Below are 17,159 nucleotides of genomic sequence, written 5' to 3'. Positions count from 1 at the left end.
ATGACAGTTGTAGCATATGCAAGAAGTCTATTGACTTTGAGCGCACTTTAGCCTATACAATTTTAATATCTTAAACTACTGGACATGCCCGATCTAAAGACAATGATGTTAAATTTTGGCCCTCAGCACCCAGCTGCACATGGAGTGTTGCGCCTTGTTTTAGAGATGGACGGCGAAGTGGTTGAGAGAGCTGATCCTCATATTGGGCTTTTGCATCGTGGTACTGAAAAATTAATAGAACATAAAACGTATCTTCAAGCTTTGCCTTATTTTGATCGCCTTGACTATGTGTCACCAATGTCACAAGAGCATGCGTATTCACTATGTGTAGAGGAATTGTTGCAATGCGAAATTCCAATTAGGGCAAAGTATTTACGTGTCTTGTTTTGTGAACTGACGAGAATACTAAATCATTTACTGAACGTTTCTTCTCAAGCGCTTGATGTTGGAGCAATGACCCCTCTTTTATGGCTCTTTGAAGAAAGAGAAAAAATACTGGAATTTTACGAAAGAGCTTCAGGCGCAAGGTTTCACGCAGCTTACATCAGACCAGGTGGAGTTGCAGCAGATGTTCCAGAAGGCTTGATTGAGGATATTGCAAAGTTTATAGAGCAATTTCCAAAGTATATAGACGATGTTGATGAACTTTTAACAGAAAATAGGATATGGAAGCAACGCACTGTAGGAATCAGTGAAATATCAATTAAACAGGCACTTGACTGGGGCTTTAGTGGACCAATGCTGCGTGCTGCTGGGCTTGCTTGGGATTTGCGAAAAAGTCAGCCATATGAAATATATGATCAGCTAGATTTTGATATACCTATTGGCCAAAATGGCGATTGTTATGACCGTTATCTAGTTAGAATGGCAGAGATTAGGCAGTCTGTTAGCTTGGTGAAGCAGTGTATAGAGAAAATGCCTGGAGGCCCAATAAAAACTGAAGATAGAAAAATTTCTCCACCGCCAAGAGCAGAGATGAAAAAATCTATGGAAGCTCTTATTCACCATTTTAAACTTTACTCAGAAGGATATCACGTACCAAAAGGTGAAGCTTACACAGCTGTTGAGGCACCAAAAGGTGAGTTTGGAGTGTATATAGTTTCAGATGGTACCAATAGACCTTATAGATGCCGAATAAGAGCACCTGGCTTTGCACATTTACAAGCTTTGGATTTTATGGCAAAAGGACACATGCTTGCCGACGTTGCAGCAATTATTGGCTCACTCGATATAGTTTTTGGTGAGATTGATAGGTAATTATTGTAAAATAGTAACTCAACTAATGGTCAATACATCTTCTATTAAAAATTGTACAAATTCATTGCCATTCCAGTAATTCATAGAGATTTTACCCAAAATGGCTTTAACATTACCCTGCATGATAGCAGAGCCAAGGTGAGTATTTGCAGAGCGAAATGCAATAGCTCTTACCATAACATTATCATCAGCAATAAAACATTTTATATGGTCAACTCCTATAACTTCAGGCTTTCTTATCTTTGCTCCCTGAATGATAAACCTTGGTTCAGGATTCCCAACTCCAAATGGTCCCAAGCGTTGCAGTTGGTTCCACAGAGATAAGTTTATTGCTTTAGCAGTTACTATACTATCAGCTTTTAAAGTTTTCTCATTTATAGAGTTTGAAAATCTTTCAGTAAAAAAATCATGCAAATCATTTATTTTGTCTTCTTTAATTGAAAATCCTGCCGCCATACTATGGCCACCACCTTCAATAATTAAATTTGTAAACTTTGCGGAAAGGACTGCAGCACCGATATCAACTCCCAAAATTGATCTACAGCTTGCTTTTCCTATTCCATTGTTTAAAGACATCACTATTGTTGGTAAGTGAAACTGCTCCTTTAGCCTCGATGCAATTATACCAATTATTCCCTGGTGCCAGTTGCCGCTTACCATTATAAAATTTACACCTAATTGGGCAAATTTTTCCGCTTGTGCTGTAGCTTCCAAGAGAGCCTCATTTTCTAACACTTTCCTTGCATTATTCAAATCTATTAATTTTAGCGCGATTGAATGTGCCTCTTCATCATCATCGGTGAAAAGCAACCTTGCACCGAGCGATGCTTCTCCAATTCTTCCTCCAGCATTTATGCATGGCCCAATACTAAACCCTAATCGTGAAACACTTGGTTTTTCAAGGATCCCCAAAGCATCAAATAAAACACGCAAGCCAACGTTTTTTCTTGCTGACATAACTTTTAATCCTTGTGAGACAAATGCTCTATTGAGGCCTGTAATCTGCATAACATCGCAAACAGTTCCAAGGGCAACTAAATCCAGCAGATCAAATAAATCTGGTTCTTTTTTGTTGGTAAAAAATCCTTGCTCACGTAGGCTTTTATTAAGAGCAATAATCAGCAGAAATGACACTCCAGCTGCTGCAAGGTTAGTATAATGAGAGCTTTCATCAAGGCGGTTTGGGTTAACAACTGCTACGGCGCTTGGTAACTTTTCCGTACCAAGATGATGATCGACAACTATAATATCAAGACCAAAGACCTTTGCATCTTCTATTGGTTGATATGCAAGCGTACCGCAATCAACGGAAATACATAAATCGATCCCGTTTTTTTTAAGTTGTAATAAAGCATCTGTGTTTAATCCATAGCCCTCATCAACACGATCTGGAATGTAGATTATAGAGTGTATATCGATTGCTCTCAGGTACCTGTTAATCAATGCTGACGACGTTGCACCATCAACATCATAGTCACCAAATATTGCAATGTTTTCATTATTTTTTATTGCCCGTATTATACGAGAAACAGCTTTATCCATATCAAGAAGGTGAAAGGGATCTGGTAATAGCGATCTGATTAGTGGATATAAGAAGTCGCTCGCATTTTCTATGTTAACACCACGAGTAACCAATATTCTTGCTAGTACTTCTGGCAACTCAAATCTCTGTATAAGAGTTAAGATTTCCCTTTGATCTGCTTCTTGCAACTTCCACAATGCATTTGTTATGCTGCGCTTTTCAATTTCAAGTAGCATATTCTTTGTAAATAAAACTACTTTACCAGAACTTTTAAACTTGTTCTATAATTGTATTAGATGCACAGTTCCAGAGTGTGATGGTATGATAAAATGTGAGAAAAAAATACCATCAAGGGAGGAATTATGGGACAAGTATTACATGGGTGCGCCAGAACAACAGAGACAATTCGTAGAGCAATACAAAATAGTAAAGAGAGCATAGCAAAACTCTCCAAGTGTTATAACCTTAAACCAAAAACTATTATTAAGTGGAGAAAACGCTCATTTACCAAAGATGCTGGTATGGTCCAAAGCATCCAAGATCAACTGTTTTAACTTTAGAAGAGGAGTGTTGCATTTCGTAAGCATACTCTATTGCCATTAGATGACTGTCTCTACGCTTTGCAAACCTCAATCCCACATTTGAGTCGCTCCAGCTTACATCGTTGTTTACAAAGGCACAACATTAGCAGACTACCAGATGTCGATGGTGAAGTTAAATCAAGAAAGAAATTCAAACAATATCCTATAGGCTATTTCCATATTGATATCGCGGAAGTTAGAACAGAAGAAGGAAAGCTGTATTTGTTTGTTGCAATAGATCAAATTCACCTACGTTGAGTTGCACAAAAGTGCTACAAAACCCATAGCTGCTGAGTTTTTAGGTAATCTGATTAGAATTTTACCGTATAAAATCCACACTATTTTGACAGATAATGGCATACAATTTACAAATCAGAAGCGCCATAAATACGCCTTCCAACACATATTTGATAGAGTTTGTGAAGAAAATAACATTGAACATCGTCTGACAAAAGTTAGCCATTCTTGGACAAATGGACAAGTTGAACGTATGAATAAAACTTTAAAGAATGCTACAGTTAAGAAATATTACTATCGTTCGCATCAGCAACTTAAGGAGCATCTTTATGACTTTGTTATGGCCTACAATTATGCAAAGAGACTCAAAGCTCTTAGGGGTCTTACGCCTTTTGAATTTATATGTTCTCAGCTGACAAAGTCTCCTGAATTATTTATAATAGATCCACACCATCACACTCTGGAACCATACATCTTATACTCTACCTTAATTCTAGTTTTCGGACAACCTCTATCTCTACAAAAACTATATTTTTCTTCAGAAGAGAGTTATATTGTAACTATGGACAAAATAATCATAAAAAAATTTGGTGGGACTTCGCTAACTGATTTAAACCGAGTTGCAAATTTGATAAAAAACGATATTGAGAAAGGTTGTAATGTAATCGTTGTTGTATCTGCTGTTGCAGGATTTACTGACCAAATGGCTTTTCAGGCTAGGCAAATCTCAAATTTAAGTTGCAGACAAGAGTTATCAGAGTATGACGTTATGCTTTCAGCAGGAGAACAAATTTCTTGCGGTCTATTAGCTATCACTCTCCAATCGATCGGAGTTAATGCTAAATCGTGGCTTGCCTGGCAGTTACCGATTGTAACTGATGATTTTTATTCTGAGTCTAAAATAAAAACAATAAAGATTGACCGTGTGAAAAGATCTTTTGCTGAGGGTTATACTGCTGCGATCATCGCTGGTTTTCAGGGTATAAATGATGATAGAATCACTACTTTTGGAAGAGGAGGCTCTGATATATCAGCAGTTGCCTTCACGGTAGCCTTTGGTGTTAGAACTTGCGAAATTTTTACTGATATTGATGGAATATATACAGCAGACCCGAGAATTGTTCCAAAGGCACGCAAGCTCAAATTTATCTCTTACGATGAAATGTTGGAAATGTCGTCATCTGGTGCTAAAATACTGCATAATCGTTCAGTACAACTTGCAATGAAGCATAACATTAAAGTGCAAGTGCTATCCACTTTTAAAGAAGTAGAAGGCACCACAGTACTACACAAAAGGGATGTACTAGAGAGATACTTAATTACTGGAATAGCTTATAGCACTAATGAAGCTCTTGTAACTTTCACTAACCTTGCAAATAACTTGCGTACTTTAAGAGATATAGTAGGGGCAAACGTTAAAATTGATATGATACATGGGTCAAGTTTTGTTATCTCCAAATTTGATATTGATTTAATGGAAAAGTTACTGAATAAGAATGAAAATTATGCTATAAACGATAATGTAGCTAAAATTTCAATAATTGGTATTGGTGTTATGTCTAACACTGAAGTGATGCACCGCACACTCAAGGTTTTAAGCGAAAAAAAGATAGAAATACTTGCTATCACAACATCCGAAATCAAAATCAGTATAATTGTTCAAAAAGAATACGTTGTAGCTTTGGTCAAAGATTTACATACTGAGTATGAGCTTGATATGCAACACTAGGATAGGCTCGACGTCCACAACTGTACGAACATTGCAATTTGGGCCTACCAGGAGGGTGTCATTCTCCTGTCATCCAAGTAGCTGACACTAGTTCCTTTATGACGGTGTCATCCCAGTGCCCAGACACTGGGATGGCTTTGTTGCATCACACTTTATGAGATGGTGATTTATGGTAAATTCATGTAACTATCTCAAATTTAGCCATACCAATATCAGTGAATTTATTAAGCAAATAGCATTTGATTAGCAGTTCTTTTTCTCGATTTATCTCAGATTTATTCCTAAAACTAAATCCGAATATTTGCTTTAATCTTGAGAAAAACCCTTCAATATAAGATCTTTTCCCATAATTTACTTCTTTTTTCCATTCTTTCATGCCATCTTCACCGTATAATTTTATTAACCTAATAGCAGCATTCCTGTCAGACATATAATCTATTTCTGGATGTTCTGCCGCATTGTTTATTGGTGGAATTTTTGTCTTTATATCATATTCGTTACACAACTTATAAAACTTGTGCCTATCACATGCTCTATCTGCATATAGTGCTTTTATGGCATGCTGAAAATCAACTTCTTTTAGCAAATCACAAGCTCCATAGTGATCAGAGTAGACACCGTTACTGTATTTTACAGCTATGGCTTTTTTGTTGTTTATATTCAACATTACGTGCAATTTTCTCGTTTGCTCATAGCCACGATATTTTCTGTCAGTGCTATTTTCCTTGCTGTGTGTTGTTGTATATACTAATTCCTGTACTGTCTATAGCAATTTCGATATCTTCCATATTATTTTTATCAATTCTGCAATCATTTATCTTAATATTAAGTTTCTTTTGATGCTTGTGAATAGCTGATAACTGCCAAATCTCTTCCTATTTGTTGCAAATACCCTTTTATAAACCCGACTGTTTGTCTTAAACCAATTCTAAAGAAACTGACGATTATATGCACCAAAATCACAACTTTATCACTATAAATATAGTTGCCGCCCTGCATTTTTGGACAATTCTCGTACCAATTTTCTATGGCGTCATTGATATAACAAAAAATGCTTCCTCTTTCTTGGAGAAATTTGTTATATTCATGGCAGTTACTGACTCTCATTTTTTGTGGCATATTTTTTCTTCAACAGTTAAATGGCTATTTATAATGAATTTTGTCAGTAACTGCCAGTTCTTTTCACTTGAGCGATGCAACAAAGCCCACTGGGATCCAGGTTGCTCATAAGCAAACTATAGTATTTTCAAAAGCGAATGATAAAGGTATAATATGTTTTTTTTAAGTAGGGAAAGCGATGGTATATAGTGTAGATTTAAGGGAAAAAGCAGTGTCTTTGGTAGAAAAAGGAAAGTCAAAGGTTGAAGTTGCAGAGGTTTTTGAGATAGAAACTATATAGATGGCTAAAAAAGAAAGCTACTGGCCAAGGTCTCAAAGCGGTAAAAAGTACTGGTTTTATTCGGAAAATAGACCCAAAAATACTTGTAGACTATGTTAAAAAACACCCAGATCACACACTAGCAGAAATGAAACAAAACCTTGGCTTTGGAATAAGTGCAGTTTGGTATAGGTTAAAACAGCTAAAAATAACCTTAAAAAAAGTCACATTCTATCAAGAGCGCAATCAAGAAGATAGGCAGCAATTTATCGATAAAGTCTCAAAAATAGACCACTGTAGCATTTTATATATAGATGAAGCAGGAGTTGATAATAGACTATACCGAGAATATGCATGAGCTCCAAAAGGAGAAAAAATATATGCTGATGTTCCAGGAAAAAAGTGGGAAAGAGTGAGTATAATAGGTGGATGGATTAAAAAGAAGTTTATTGCACCAATGACCTTCACAGGAGGGTGTAATAAAGATGTATTTAATGTATGGTTAGAGCGAACCACAATTGCAGCGTAATACAACCATAGTTATGGATAATGCTACATTCCATAAAACTCCCAAAACAAAGTCATTAATAGAGTCTTTTGGCTGTCATTTGCTTTATCTTCCAACATATTCACCTGATCTAAATCCGATAGAGCATTGTTGGCACACCATCAAAAGTCGCCTCAGACCTCTAATGCATCAATGTACAGACTTACACCTTTTAGTTGGTAATACCATTTTAGACGTTTATCATTCGTTTTAGAAAATACTATAGTTTCATTAAGATTTTTTTTTAAACTCCTCTTGTTTACTTTTATCTTGTCCGTTATGCACTGGTCTTGGTGTGATATATGAGAATTTCATTCTTTGCATATTACGGTGTACTGTAGACTTGCTAAACCAAACTTTTCCTGAATTCTTATTCTCGTTTCTTTAATGGTAATGTTGGGATTTTCTTGTATCCATGCTTCAACTTGTTCAAGTTGGCTTTGGTTCAATATAGTTTTTCTACGGCGTTGAGGTGGAGCAAATAATTTTTCTTCTCTGCCAAATTTTAGGTCATGCAGTAAGTGCCTTTCTTGAAATGCAACATATTTTTGCTACGGCTGTTATACTATGCTTTTTTGCTGCAATTACAGCATTTAGTTTTTTTGCAACATATGCATTATTTCTTACTTTCTTCAGCATTTCTTTTGCTCACTTTTTCATCCAATAATTTTGATCTTAATGCCATTTAAACCTCGCTATTTTACTTACTCCAGTATGGCTTTTTTCCATTATTGTCTATCCGTTACTTGTATAGCGGGAATTGGTATTAGGAGATTTATTTGACTTTCTTTTTGGTAGTTCTAAAGCTAATCGCCAATTTGAAAATAATATCGGAGTACAAAAAGAATTGTATGGTCGGTACAATAAATTCATGGATAGTCTTGGGGGCTTAGGAAAAGATGGTCCAGGAGGATTTATCAATGAAATAGCGTCGCAATACTGTGAAGGTCCTTATCAGCAGTTTGTTAGCAATCAAATGAACACCGCGCTTGGCAATCAATTACGTGCCAGTGGACTTAATCAATCAAGCTATGGTCTATCTAAAGTTGCAAGTTTAAACTCTGAACTTGCGTCGCGTGGCTTGAATGACTTTATCGGTTCATCTTTAGGAGGGCTGCAAAGTCTTATCGGAGCACATGGACTTGGTGCACAAATTGGTCAAAATCTAGGTGGTGGTTACACTTCTTACGGAAAATCTTTAAATGATCGTTGGATAGCTATGAATCAAATGTTAGATAATTTTGGTCAGGTTGCGGGTAAGGCTGCAATATAGCCAACTACAGCATTTTATTTTTTCAATAAAGAAAAGAATGTACTTATCTCTTGTAAATAGTATCTCTATGTCCTACCTCTGTGATAACCACTGTACGTTCTGATTGATCTACCCTGTAGACCACGCGATAGTCACCTACTCTTAACCTTCTGCGCCCTTTTAAGCTATGATGTAGTGGTTCACCAAGATTTATTGGATCGACTGTAAGTCGTTCTTTTATAGCCTTTTGAACTCTTAGCCTTATTGTCTTTGGAAGATTTGGTAAATCCCTTTCAGTAACGCTCTTTAGAGACTTAATTTTATAACGTTCTAGTCCCACTTAATATCTTCAAAATCAACTGTTTCTGCGCCTTCAACATCACGCTCATCAGAAATTTTAGACACTAAAAAATCCTCGATTTCAAGCTCAATTGCTTCTTTGAGTAGTTTCTCTGCTAATTCTTGAGCAGGCTGCTTAGTGAGCTCAGCTAGCTCGGCAAGGTGCAGTAAAGTTTCTTTACTGAGAACTATATTAGCGTTTAAGTCTGCCATAAGTTTTACCAAAATCTACTACTGTAACAATTTTACAACATTTTTTTTAATTTTTCAATAAATTAGTGTATGCTGGAATTAGTTTAAAGGATGAAAAATGCTATCTCAGGAGGATATTATTTTATGCCGCAAAGATTTTGGCTTCTTTGCGTTTCAGGGCATGCTGCGAGTATTTAATATCAGATTAAATTTAAAGAGAGAGGATGGTAGCAAAAACTATCTGTGGCTGCTCTTTAGCAGTGTTAATCGCTTGGTGTTTGAAAAAGCACACAGTCAATGGTGGAACATACCACCACGCTGTGCCAAGACAACACTGGGTTTTATATTTCATGTGGCGTTTGCCCTCGGTAATAATCCAAGGGCAAAGTTTATGTATATTACGCACCAAAGAGATTTGATGCGTGAAAAAATCAATGAACTGCACATTGTCCTTGAGTCTCCATTTTACCGTCAAGTCTTTCCAAACGTAAAAGTAGTTGGTCGCAAAAGTACGCGAGTAATTAGAACTAAAGAAGGAGGTTTTGTTAATGGCTTTTCAATATCAGGGCATGTAACAGGTACAGGAGCTGGGGATAGTTCTCTTGATTTTGATGAAGGTCGAAAGTACGGTGGTTGCATTATCCTTGATGATTTACATGATGCAAGCTGCGCTTATAGTCGGGTATCGCTGATCAGTGCCTGTCAAAAGTTTGAACAATGCATAACTTCAAGGCGTAATACTGCTGATACGCCATTTTTAGTGATTGGTCAAAGGATCAGTGTTTATGACATATTTGGTTATTTAGAGAAAAAATCAGAACGGCAATTTGAGAAAGTCATAATACCTGCAGTACTTGAAGATGGCACGAGTATTGATGAAAACAGACTGCCAATGCAGGAACTTAGGATCAAGGAAAAAGCAGATACCGTCACGGAATAATTAACCGTCATACCGCGATTCATTCGCGGTATCTCTTAGCATAGATCCCGCTAACACGTAGCGGGATGACGATTGTCGATGAACCTAAGTTACTTTAGCTATAAACATTAAGAAATTTACTAAACGAAGAAAAAAGGCAAAAGAAACCCCGTTGGTGGTTGGCTATTTACTATGTACTAAAATATCGGCGTTTTTTTATTCTAAAACGCTTGATAAAGAGCGATTTAGCTGCTTTTAACTTGCAACTAACCTAAATTATAAACGTTAAGAAATTTACTGAGCGGAAAAAAAGGCAAAGAAACCCCGTAGTAGCTAGCATTCAAATTCTCCCTTGTCAATTTGACGTTTTTTGCTGTCTTAAACGCTTTGTAAGCGCGTTTCGGCTTTTATAGGTAAAAACCCAGAAATTTTTAAAGACATGCGATGCACGTAGTGCGAAAAATTAAACATGAGACGCCAAATACCCTAAGTTTTTTGTCATTAACCTGCACAGATTGCGAAGATAAATAAATAGCTTCAGTTTCATGATAAGGGGGCTGGCGGAGTTTGTAAAGTAATTTTTCGTAGCTCTCATGACTTAAAAAGCTGGATTCCAGCTTCACGCGCTGAAATGACAGATTACTGTTACCTTATCTAGATACAGAAAAAAAAATCTTAATACTTAACACATTTTTCATAGTACACACCGTATGATTGATAAATAAAATAATGAATAGATTTACATAATGTTTGGAGGCTACCAATGGTCAACGACAAGATTACTTTGAACTTTGAGATAGAAAAAGGCGAACCTATAGATCGATACTACTTTTCTGCACGTATGAGGCTTACAGATGAAAGCAAAAATCTTTTGCGTGAGAAGCTTGGCAGTACAATTCAATTCGATAACCTAGATGATCACTTCAATCTTAACCATGAGAATTTTTATATCTACTACAATAAATATAGTGAGCACAATGGTAGAAGTGAGCTATACGTTAGGGATGATAACGGTAGATATTTAACTTCCAATCTTCCACTTAATCACTATGGATTCTCAATGGAACTATCATCTGATGGGGCGTCAATAGCAGATTATGGTTTTTATCCTCTTTATGCAATCTATAACCCAAATCACTATGATAAGGCAAAGGAAAAAGTATTTGATGATCACGGTGAATTGTCACCAATTGCATCAAATATGTTAGATAATTTTTTAAGCAACACAAATAGCTTAACCACACAAGAGATGTTTTTACAGTTGCAAAATGGAGCTACTGAAAAAGAGGAGAAATTGATAAGAGAGAAAAGACAAGCAGAAGAAGAATTAGATCAAAAGAATGAGAAATTAAAGGAGTTCATAGAAAAAGGTGAAATTACCTTGTTTAAAGTGGTAAAAGGTAATGACGTAGGTAACGGGCGTTCAGAAGTAGTTTTACAGTTTACTGCAGAAGGTAAGGGGACAAATGAAATTACCCTTGATTCCGAAAAATTCTATATAGCAGATTATGAAGATAGTGAATTCTTGCATTGTGTTAGCTCTGATTATGACATGCTACTTGATTATGAAAATTTATTTTTCGCGCTCAATCAAAGCTTCTACTCAGACTTTGAAAGTGGGTTTTATTCAGCAGACAGCACTGATCCCTATAATTACGCTAAATATTCAAAGGAACCATATTTGAGTGGTGATCAGCTATCTGAAAAATTATCTCATGAGTTGGAGAAAGATAGTAACCAGATAGATGCAGAAGTTATGTTTAGTGATCAACCTATGAACGAAGAAGTTACAGTGAAAAGTGAAGTCAAATCTAGAAAGAAAAGGGCAGTTGAAGAAGATACTATAGGAAACATAAATGAAACAAATGAGGTAACCGGTGCGACGCGTTTGCACTCTGCTTCTTTATCAGGGGATTTGAATGAAGTTATCGAACTTGTAGAACATAGCGCAAATATTGACGCGAAAGATAAAGCCGGACAAACACCGCTACATCATGCTATTAAATCAGGAAATACAGAAATAGCAAAATATCTTATCGATCAAGGTGCAAATCTCAATTCTCAAGATATTTATTACGAAGGAACTGATTACTCTTGTTTTAAGACACCTTTGCACTATGCCATAAAATCGGGAAACATGGAAATAGTTGAATACTTAGTGGAACATGGTGCAAATCCTAATATTCCAGATGCTCACAATCTCAGGCCGCTCGACTATGCTATAAAGAACACAGCTTTAGTAAAATATCTTGTGGACAATGGTGCAGATATTAATGTACGTAATCCGATATTCCATTTTGTTAAGCTAGGTGACCTGGATATGGTGGAATATTTAGCTCAACATGGTGCAGATCTTAATGTCAAAAACACCTCTGCTCAAACACTACTACATTATGCTATTGAACTCAAACATACAGAGATAGCTAAATACTTAATAGATCACAATGTAGATATTAATACTCGAGATATTAGTTCTGGTAAATCTCCATTACATTTTGCCATGAGCATGAAAAATATAGAGGTAGCAAATTACCTAATAGAGCATGGTGCAGATGTTAATGTTAAAGATAGTTACGGTTTAGCACCTTTACACTTTGCTGTTAATTTAGGAAATCAAGAGATATTAGAATATTTAATAAAGAATAATGCAAATATTGAGGTTCGAGATAGTGAAGGCTGGACACCACTTATTCATGCAGTAAGGCATGGACAATTGGACAAAGTAAAGTACCTGATAAAGAATGGAGCTGATGTTGATATTCGTGGTAATGAAGGATGGACGCTATTTGAGCATGCTGAACAATGGATAGATGATAGAAGAATATTAAAGGATGTAATCAATAATGATAGAAAATATGCAGATGCTGCAAGTTGGGAAAAGACTGGAAAAGATATGCTTGATTACCTTAAGGGAGTTACAAAAAATACTATACAGGAAGAAGAATCTAACTATATAGATCAAATGCAAGCAGATGATAGCAGCAGTTATGTTGAAGATCAACCAGCTTTGCAAAGCAATCGTGACGGTTATGCTGACATGGAAAAAGCTCTGCAGGAGAAATTGCATGGAGATGAAATACGCAAGCAAAGTAATGAGAAAGCTCAAAAAGATATGGAAACAAGAAAAGTCACTGTGGAAACTGACAGTAGCAATAATAAAATTGAAAAACAAGCAAAACCAATAGAAGACGAACAAGAAACTGTTATGGCAAGTGTGATAGAAAATATGGATAAAAATTCTGATAGTGAAGCAGAAGATTCTAACAGTATTGCAAATGCACAACATCCCTTTAAAATAAGAACAGGAAGTCCTCTTGAAGTGGGAAAGTATGAGGTGGAGCTGCAAGTGACATATGATGATATAAAGAATTTTTATGATACCGTACGTGGTAAATATCATGCTGGTGATGGATATAACTACGAGCAAGTAATGGTTTTATATAATGAAATTGTTAAGCCAGCATCGCAGCATTATGATAAACCATTTACCCTGCCTAAGGCATACATAACAGATGGTCATCTATTTGTTCAAAATAAAGATTTTGGAACTTTGGATGATTTTAATGAGATGTTCTATAAAAGTGATGAGTTAATGTGATGTAAAAAGCAAGATTCAATTTGGTGAACGAGAGTTAACTGACAGAGGAGATTGATACGTATGCCTTTATCTTTAAGATTGTTTATCAAGTATAGACATCAGCTCGTCCCATTCTCTTTTACCAATATTACTTTCTTCTCTAGTAACGTTTTCCCCTTTAATTAATTTGCGAATTATTTCTAGACCAGTTCTTGAAATACAAGCTGATTCTAGGCAATATTCAACAAAGGCATTGTAGGCCAATGGGACCCATTTTTTTATTATATCCAGCATAACTTCTGCATAAACTCTGATTTCATATTGGGCATGCTTATCAGCTCTAAGCTTCAAAAAATGAAGGAGGTTATGCAGATCTATTTTCCAATAAAATTGCGTGTAGTAATTAAGCGTTAGATTAGTTCGGGCAATTTCTCTTGCAAGCCCCTGCTCAATAAATTTTTCATAATGAGAATATACTAAATTAGAGTCGTTTGTTAGAGAATCTATTATTTCCTTTGAGGTATCCGGATCAAAAGCTTCACCGCTACCTTGTTTATTATTATCAGATTGTTTTGCAATCTGTTCTGGTTTTGGTATATAAAATTCATTGTCAAGTATTGAATATCTTGCCGAATATTCATTCACATTTGCAGTTCTATGCCTTATCCATTGCCTTGCAACAAAAATTGGAAGTTTCACGTGAAACTTAATTTCACACATTTCAAATGGAGTTGTATGATGGTGTCTCATTAAATACTTTATAAGTGCTTCATCCTGACTTATCTGTTTTGTTCCCTTGCCATAAGAAACACGAGCAGCTTGAACTATAGCGCTATCAGAGCCCATATAATCCACTACTCGAATAAATCCATGGTCTAATACCTTATGTTCTTCATATAAGATTTCATCTATTTCTTTTACTGTAGTTCGTTTAGTTGCTTCATTCATAAAATATCCTCAAGATGAAATGGAAATATCAGCTCCACATGAATTGAGTTTTTCGTGCATTGCTTCATATCCTCTCCATAAATGATGCGAATTATTTATTGTAGTTTCTCCACCAGCTACCAAAGAAGCAAGTACCAAAGCTGCTGTTGACCTTAAGTCAGTGGCACACAGATTAGCTCCAGATAAGCTTTTTATTCCACTTATAGTAGCTTTGCTTTTCTCGATGCTGATATTGGCGCCTAACTTTCTCAATTCATCTGCATGTGCAAATCTGTTTTCAAAAATGTTCTCTTCAATTACTGATATCCCATCAGCGATGCACATTGCAGACATCAGTTGTGGTTGCATATCACTGGGAAAGTTGGGGTATGGATCTGTTGCAATGTTAGCAGACCTAATAGAGCAATTTTTTCTGGAAATCATAACCCCCTCATTATATAGTTCAACATTAGCCCCTATAGCCTTCAATTCATTCACAATACATCTTATATCAGATAGACTTATTCCTTCTAACTCCAACTTACCACCGGTTATTATAGCAGCTAGTGCATAGGTGCCTGCTTCTATGCGATCTGGTATTATTTTATGAACACATCCATTTAATTCTTCAACTCCTGTTATTGTGATCCTTGTATCACTAATCTCAATATTAGCACCCATTTTCTTTAGGAACTCTATTAAATCAAGAACTTCCGGCTCCGTTGCAGCATTGTTTATTATTGTCACTCCTTCTGCAAGTGTTGCTGCCATTATTACATTTTCTGTTGCACCAACGCTTATTTTCTCAAGTATAACTTCTTTTCCTTGTAGCTTTCCTTTCACTGTTGCAATTATATTACAGCCTTCAACTTCAATTTTAGCTCCCATTTCTTCTAATGCTTTGATATGCATATCAACGGGACGCTTTCCGATATTGCATCCACCAGGAAAGACTGTTGTGATTTTACCAAATCTACTGAGAATTGGACCTAGCATTAAAAGAGATGCTCGCAGCTTACTTGCAGTTTCGTGTGACATTACGTGATTGTTGATATTACTGCAATCAATTTCCAAAGTATGATTTGCTTTATAATCTTTATTGCGTGTAAAATTCACTTTCGCTCCAAGACTCTCAAGCAGCTTAGACATTAGATGCACATCAATTAAATCAGGTACATTATGCAAAATTACCGAGAAGCTACTCAATAGACTTGCTGCCATTATCGGTAAAACAGCATTTTTTGAGCCATTAATCTTGATTTTTCCGACCAGAGGTTTATGGTTACTACTTACTAATATTTTGTGCATTTAATTAAGCTAGATCTTACCAAATAAGTATAGTAAATCGACAGTAAAAGGCAAATTACAGATAATATAGCTATCACAGATCATAATGTTCGTACATTTTAGCTATTTAGCAGCAAAATTGATTACACTTGTCCAAAGATGAGCGATGCATTAGTGCCACCAAAACCAAACGAATTAGAAAGTGCATATTGAATTTTATGCTCCTGAGCTTTAAACGGTACAAAATTTAAATCACATCCTTCTGAAGGTTTATGTAAATTTAAGGTTGGCGGAATAATTCCATTATTTAACGCAAGAATACTGAATATTGCTTCAACGCTCCCTGCAGCACCAAGTAAATGTCCTATAGAAGATTTAGTTGAAGAAACAGGTATTTTATAAACGTAGTCACCAAATAACTGTTTCATTGCTATTACTTCAATTTTATCTCCAAGTGGCGTTGAAGTTCCATGTGCATTGATATATCCTACTTGATTTGGATTAATTTGCGCACTTTTTAAGGCAAGCTGCATTGCCTTAAATGCGCCTCTTCCTTCTGGATGTGGTGCTGTAATGTGGTGCGCATCTCCTGTGAGTCCGTACCCAACCAGTTCAGCATGTATTTTTGCCCCCCTTTTTTTTGCATGTTCGTATTCCTCCAGCACCAATATACCTGCTCCTTCACCCATAACAAAACCATCGCGTTCTGCATCCCATGGCCTTGAAGCTTCTTCCGGTTTATCATTGAATTTAGTTGATAATGCCTTCATAGACGCAAAACCTGCAATTCCAACTCTACACAGTGCACTTTCTGCTCCACCTGCAATCATAATATCTGCTTCACCAAGTTTTATAGTTCTTGCTGAATTTATGATTGCATGCGCACCTGTTGCACATGCGGTTACTGCTGAATCGTTTGGACCTGTAAATTCGTATTTAATAGAAATATGGCCAGATATCAAATTTATTAGACTTGCAGGGACAAAAAATGGACTGACACGTCTGGGCCCTTTTTCCTGCATGGTAATAACATTTTCCTGAATTGACGGAAGACCACCTATACCAGAGCCAATAGTTACGCCAACACGTTCTCTATCTACTTTTGAATCTTCTAAAGATGAATCTTCCACAGCTTGAATCGCTGCTGCAATGCCGTAATGAATAAAACGATCCGTTCTTTTTAGATCTTTTTCAAAAATATAACCTACAGGATTAAAGTAATTCTCAATGTTATCGGATTGCACAGGCACCTGCCCTGCAACCTTGCAAGCAAGATCAGAAGAGTCAAATCTATCTGTATTGATTGCTTTTATGCCAGACTCGCCTTTTATCAGCCTTGACCAAGTGTTGTCAACATCTGCCGCTAGTGGAGTGATTAAACCAACACCAGTGACTACTACTCTTCTGCTCATTTA

Annotated in this window: 15 protein-coding genes and 3 pseudogenes; 9 read left to right on the top strand and 9 right to left on the bottom strand. The window is 36.3% G+C overall.

The features are described 5' to 3' along the window. The first annotated feature begins 84 nt into the window (after window positions 1-84). A complete protein-coding gene (locus ABWU75_RS05135; RefSeq protein ID WP_264731771.1) occupies window positions 85-1,257 on the top strand; it encodes an NADH-quinone oxidoreductase subunit D in 1,173 nt (390 codons plus the stop codon). A gap of 18 nt (window positions 1,258-1,275) precedes the next feature. Here the strand turns inward: ABWU75_RS05135 and recJ are convergent, their stop codons facing one another. Further along, window positions 1,276-3,015, bottom strand: coding sequence for a single-stranded-DNA-specific exonuclease RecJ (recJ, locus tag ABWU75_RS05130; protein ID WP_353286751.1), 1,740 nt, complete (start codon window positions 3,013-3,015; stop codon window positions 1,276-1,278). Between the two features lie 126 nt (window positions 3,016-3,141). Between recJ and ABWU75_RS05125 the strand changes: the two are divergent. After that, window positions 3,142-4,069: pseudogene (locus ABWU75_RS05125) on the top strand (IS481 family transposase); the annotation flags it as partial. Window positions 4,070-4,159: 90 nt separating this feature from the next. Further along, complete coding sequence (locus tag ABWU75_RS05120) at window positions 4,160-5,326, top strand: aspartate kinase (RefSeq protein WP_253309957.1); 1,167 nt, start codon at window positions 4,160-4,162, stop codon at window positions 5,324-5,326. A 178-nt stretch (window positions 5,327-5,504) separates the two neighbouring features. Here the strand turns inward: ABWU75_RS05120 and ABWU75_RS05115 are convergent, their stop codons facing one another. Both ABWU75_RS05115 and ABWU75_RS05110 read right to left on the bottom strand, forming a co-directional pair. Beyond that, window positions 5,505-5,993: a transposase gene (locus ABWU75_RS05115; RefSeq protein WP_151807721.1), complete on the bottom strand. Its 489-nt coding sequence runs from the start codon at window positions 5,991-5,993 to the stop codon at window positions 5,505-5,507. 158 nt (window positions 5,994-6,151) lie between these two features. Beyond that, a complete protein-coding gene (locus ABWU75_RS05110; protein ID WP_253309376.1) occupies window positions 6,152-6,445 on the bottom strand; it encodes a transposase in 294 nt (97 codons plus the stop codon). Window positions 6,446-6,623: 178 nt separating this feature from the next. Here ABWU75_RS05110 and ABWU75_RS05105 point away from each other — a divergent pair, with 178 nt between their 5' ends. The 3 genes and pseudogenes from ABWU75_RS05105 (at window position 6,624) to ABWU75_RS05095 (ending at window position 7,465) form a co-directional block, all read left to right on the top strand. Beyond that, window positions 6,624-6,725 carry an IS630 transposase-related protein gene (locus ABWU75_RS05105; RefSeq protein WP_253309320.1) on the top strand — a complete coding sequence of 34 codons (102 nt, stop codon included), beginning with the start codon at window positions 6,624-6,626 and terminating at the stop codon, window positions 6,723-6,725. A 52-nt stretch (window positions 6,726-6,777) separates the two neighbouring features. Then, window positions 6,778-7,062, top strand: a pseudogene (locus ABWU75_RS05100) (IS630 transposase-related protein); the annotation flags it as partial. A 184-nt stretch (window positions 7,063-7,246) separates the two neighbouring features. Beyond that, entirely contained in the window at window positions 7,247-7,465 is a 219-nt protein-coding gene (locus ABWU75_RS05095; protein WP_264736254.1) for a transposase, read from the top strand. Between the two features lie 26 nt (window positions 7,466-7,491). Here ABWU75_RS05095 and ABWU75_RS05090 read toward each other — a convergent pair. Further along, window positions 7,492-7,936 (bottom strand): annotated as a pseudogene (locus ABWU75_RS05090) (winged helix-turn-helix domain-containing protein); the annotation flags it as partial. Window positions 7,937-8,011: 75 nt separating this feature from the next. Between ABWU75_RS05090 and ABWU75_RS05085 the strand changes: the two are divergent. Further along, window positions 8,012-8,524 (top strand): hypothetical protein, encoded by a 513-nt coding sequence (locus tag ABWU75_RS05085; protein ID WP_264731566.1) that lies wholly within the window; start codon window positions 8,012-8,014, stop codon window positions 8,522-8,524. 43 nt (window positions 8,525-8,567) lie between these two features. Here ABWU75_RS05085 and ABWU75_RS05080 read toward each other — a convergent pair whose 3' ends face one another. Further along, window positions 8,568-8,843 (bottom strand): type II toxin-antitoxin system RelE family toxin, encoded by a 276-nt coding sequence (locus ABWU75_RS05080; RefSeq protein ID WP_353269801.1) that lies wholly within the window; start codon window positions 8,841-8,843, stop codon window positions 8,568-8,570. Then, window positions 8,834-9,055: a hypothetical protein gene (locus ABWU75_RS05075; RefSeq protein WP_253309216.1), complete on the bottom strand. Its 222-nt coding sequence runs from the start codon at window positions 9,053-9,055 to the stop codon at window positions 8,834-8,836. The genes ABWU75_RS05080 and ABWU75_RS05075 overlap by 10 nt, the downstream gene beginning before the upstream one ends. A gap of 97 nt (window positions 9,056-9,152) precedes the next feature. Here ABWU75_RS05075 and ABWU75_RS05070 point away from each other — a divergent pair, with 97 nt between their 5' ends. Beyond that, window positions 9,153-9,974, top strand: a complete 822-nt coding sequence (locus tag ABWU75_RS05070) for a hypothetical protein (RefSeq protein ID WP_353286750.1) — start codon at window positions 9,153-9,155, stop codon at window positions 9,972-9,974. 742 nt (window positions 9,975-10,716) lie between these two features. Then, window positions 10,717-13,551, top strand: a complete 2,835-nt coding sequence (locus ABWU75_RS05065; RefSeq protein WP_353286749.1) for an ankyrin repeat domain-containing protein — start codon at window positions 10,717-10,719, stop codon at window positions 13,549-13,551. Window positions 13,552-13,623: 72 nt separating this feature from the next. Here the strand turns inward: ABWU75_RS05065 and thyX are convergent, their stop codons facing one another. From thyX to fabF, 3 genes are all read right to left on the bottom strand, one after another. After that, entirely contained in the window at window positions 13,624-14,478 is an 855-nt protein-coding gene (thyX, locus tag ABWU75_RS05060) for an FAD-dependent thymidylate synthase (RefSeq protein WP_265017404.1), read from the bottom strand. A gap of 9 nt (window positions 14,479-14,487) precedes the next feature. Next, a complete protein-coding gene (gene murA / locus ABWU75_RS05055; RefSeq protein WP_264687745.1) occupies window positions 14,488-15,765 on the bottom strand; it encodes a UDP-N-acetylglucosamine 1-carboxyvinyltransferase in 1,278 nt (425 codons plus the stop codon). Between the two features lie 122 nt (window positions 15,766-15,887). Next, window positions 15,888-17,156 carry a beta-ketoacyl-ACP synthase II gene (gene fabF / locus ABWU75_RS05050; RefSeq protein ID WP_253309221.1) on the bottom strand — a complete coding sequence of 423 codons (1,269 nt, stop codon included), beginning with the start codon at window positions 17,154-17,156 and terminating at the stop codon, window positions 15,888-15,890. Window positions 17,157-17,159: the final 3 nt, after the last annotated feature.

The sequence above is a fragment of the Wolbachia endosymbiont (group A) of Anthophora plumipes genome (genome assembly GCF_964028115.1).
Classification (GTDB): Bacteria; Pseudomonadota; Alphaproteobacteria; order Rickettsiales; family Anaplasmataceae; genus Wolbachia.
This window is presented reverse-complemented; position numbering and strand designations above follow the sequence as displayed.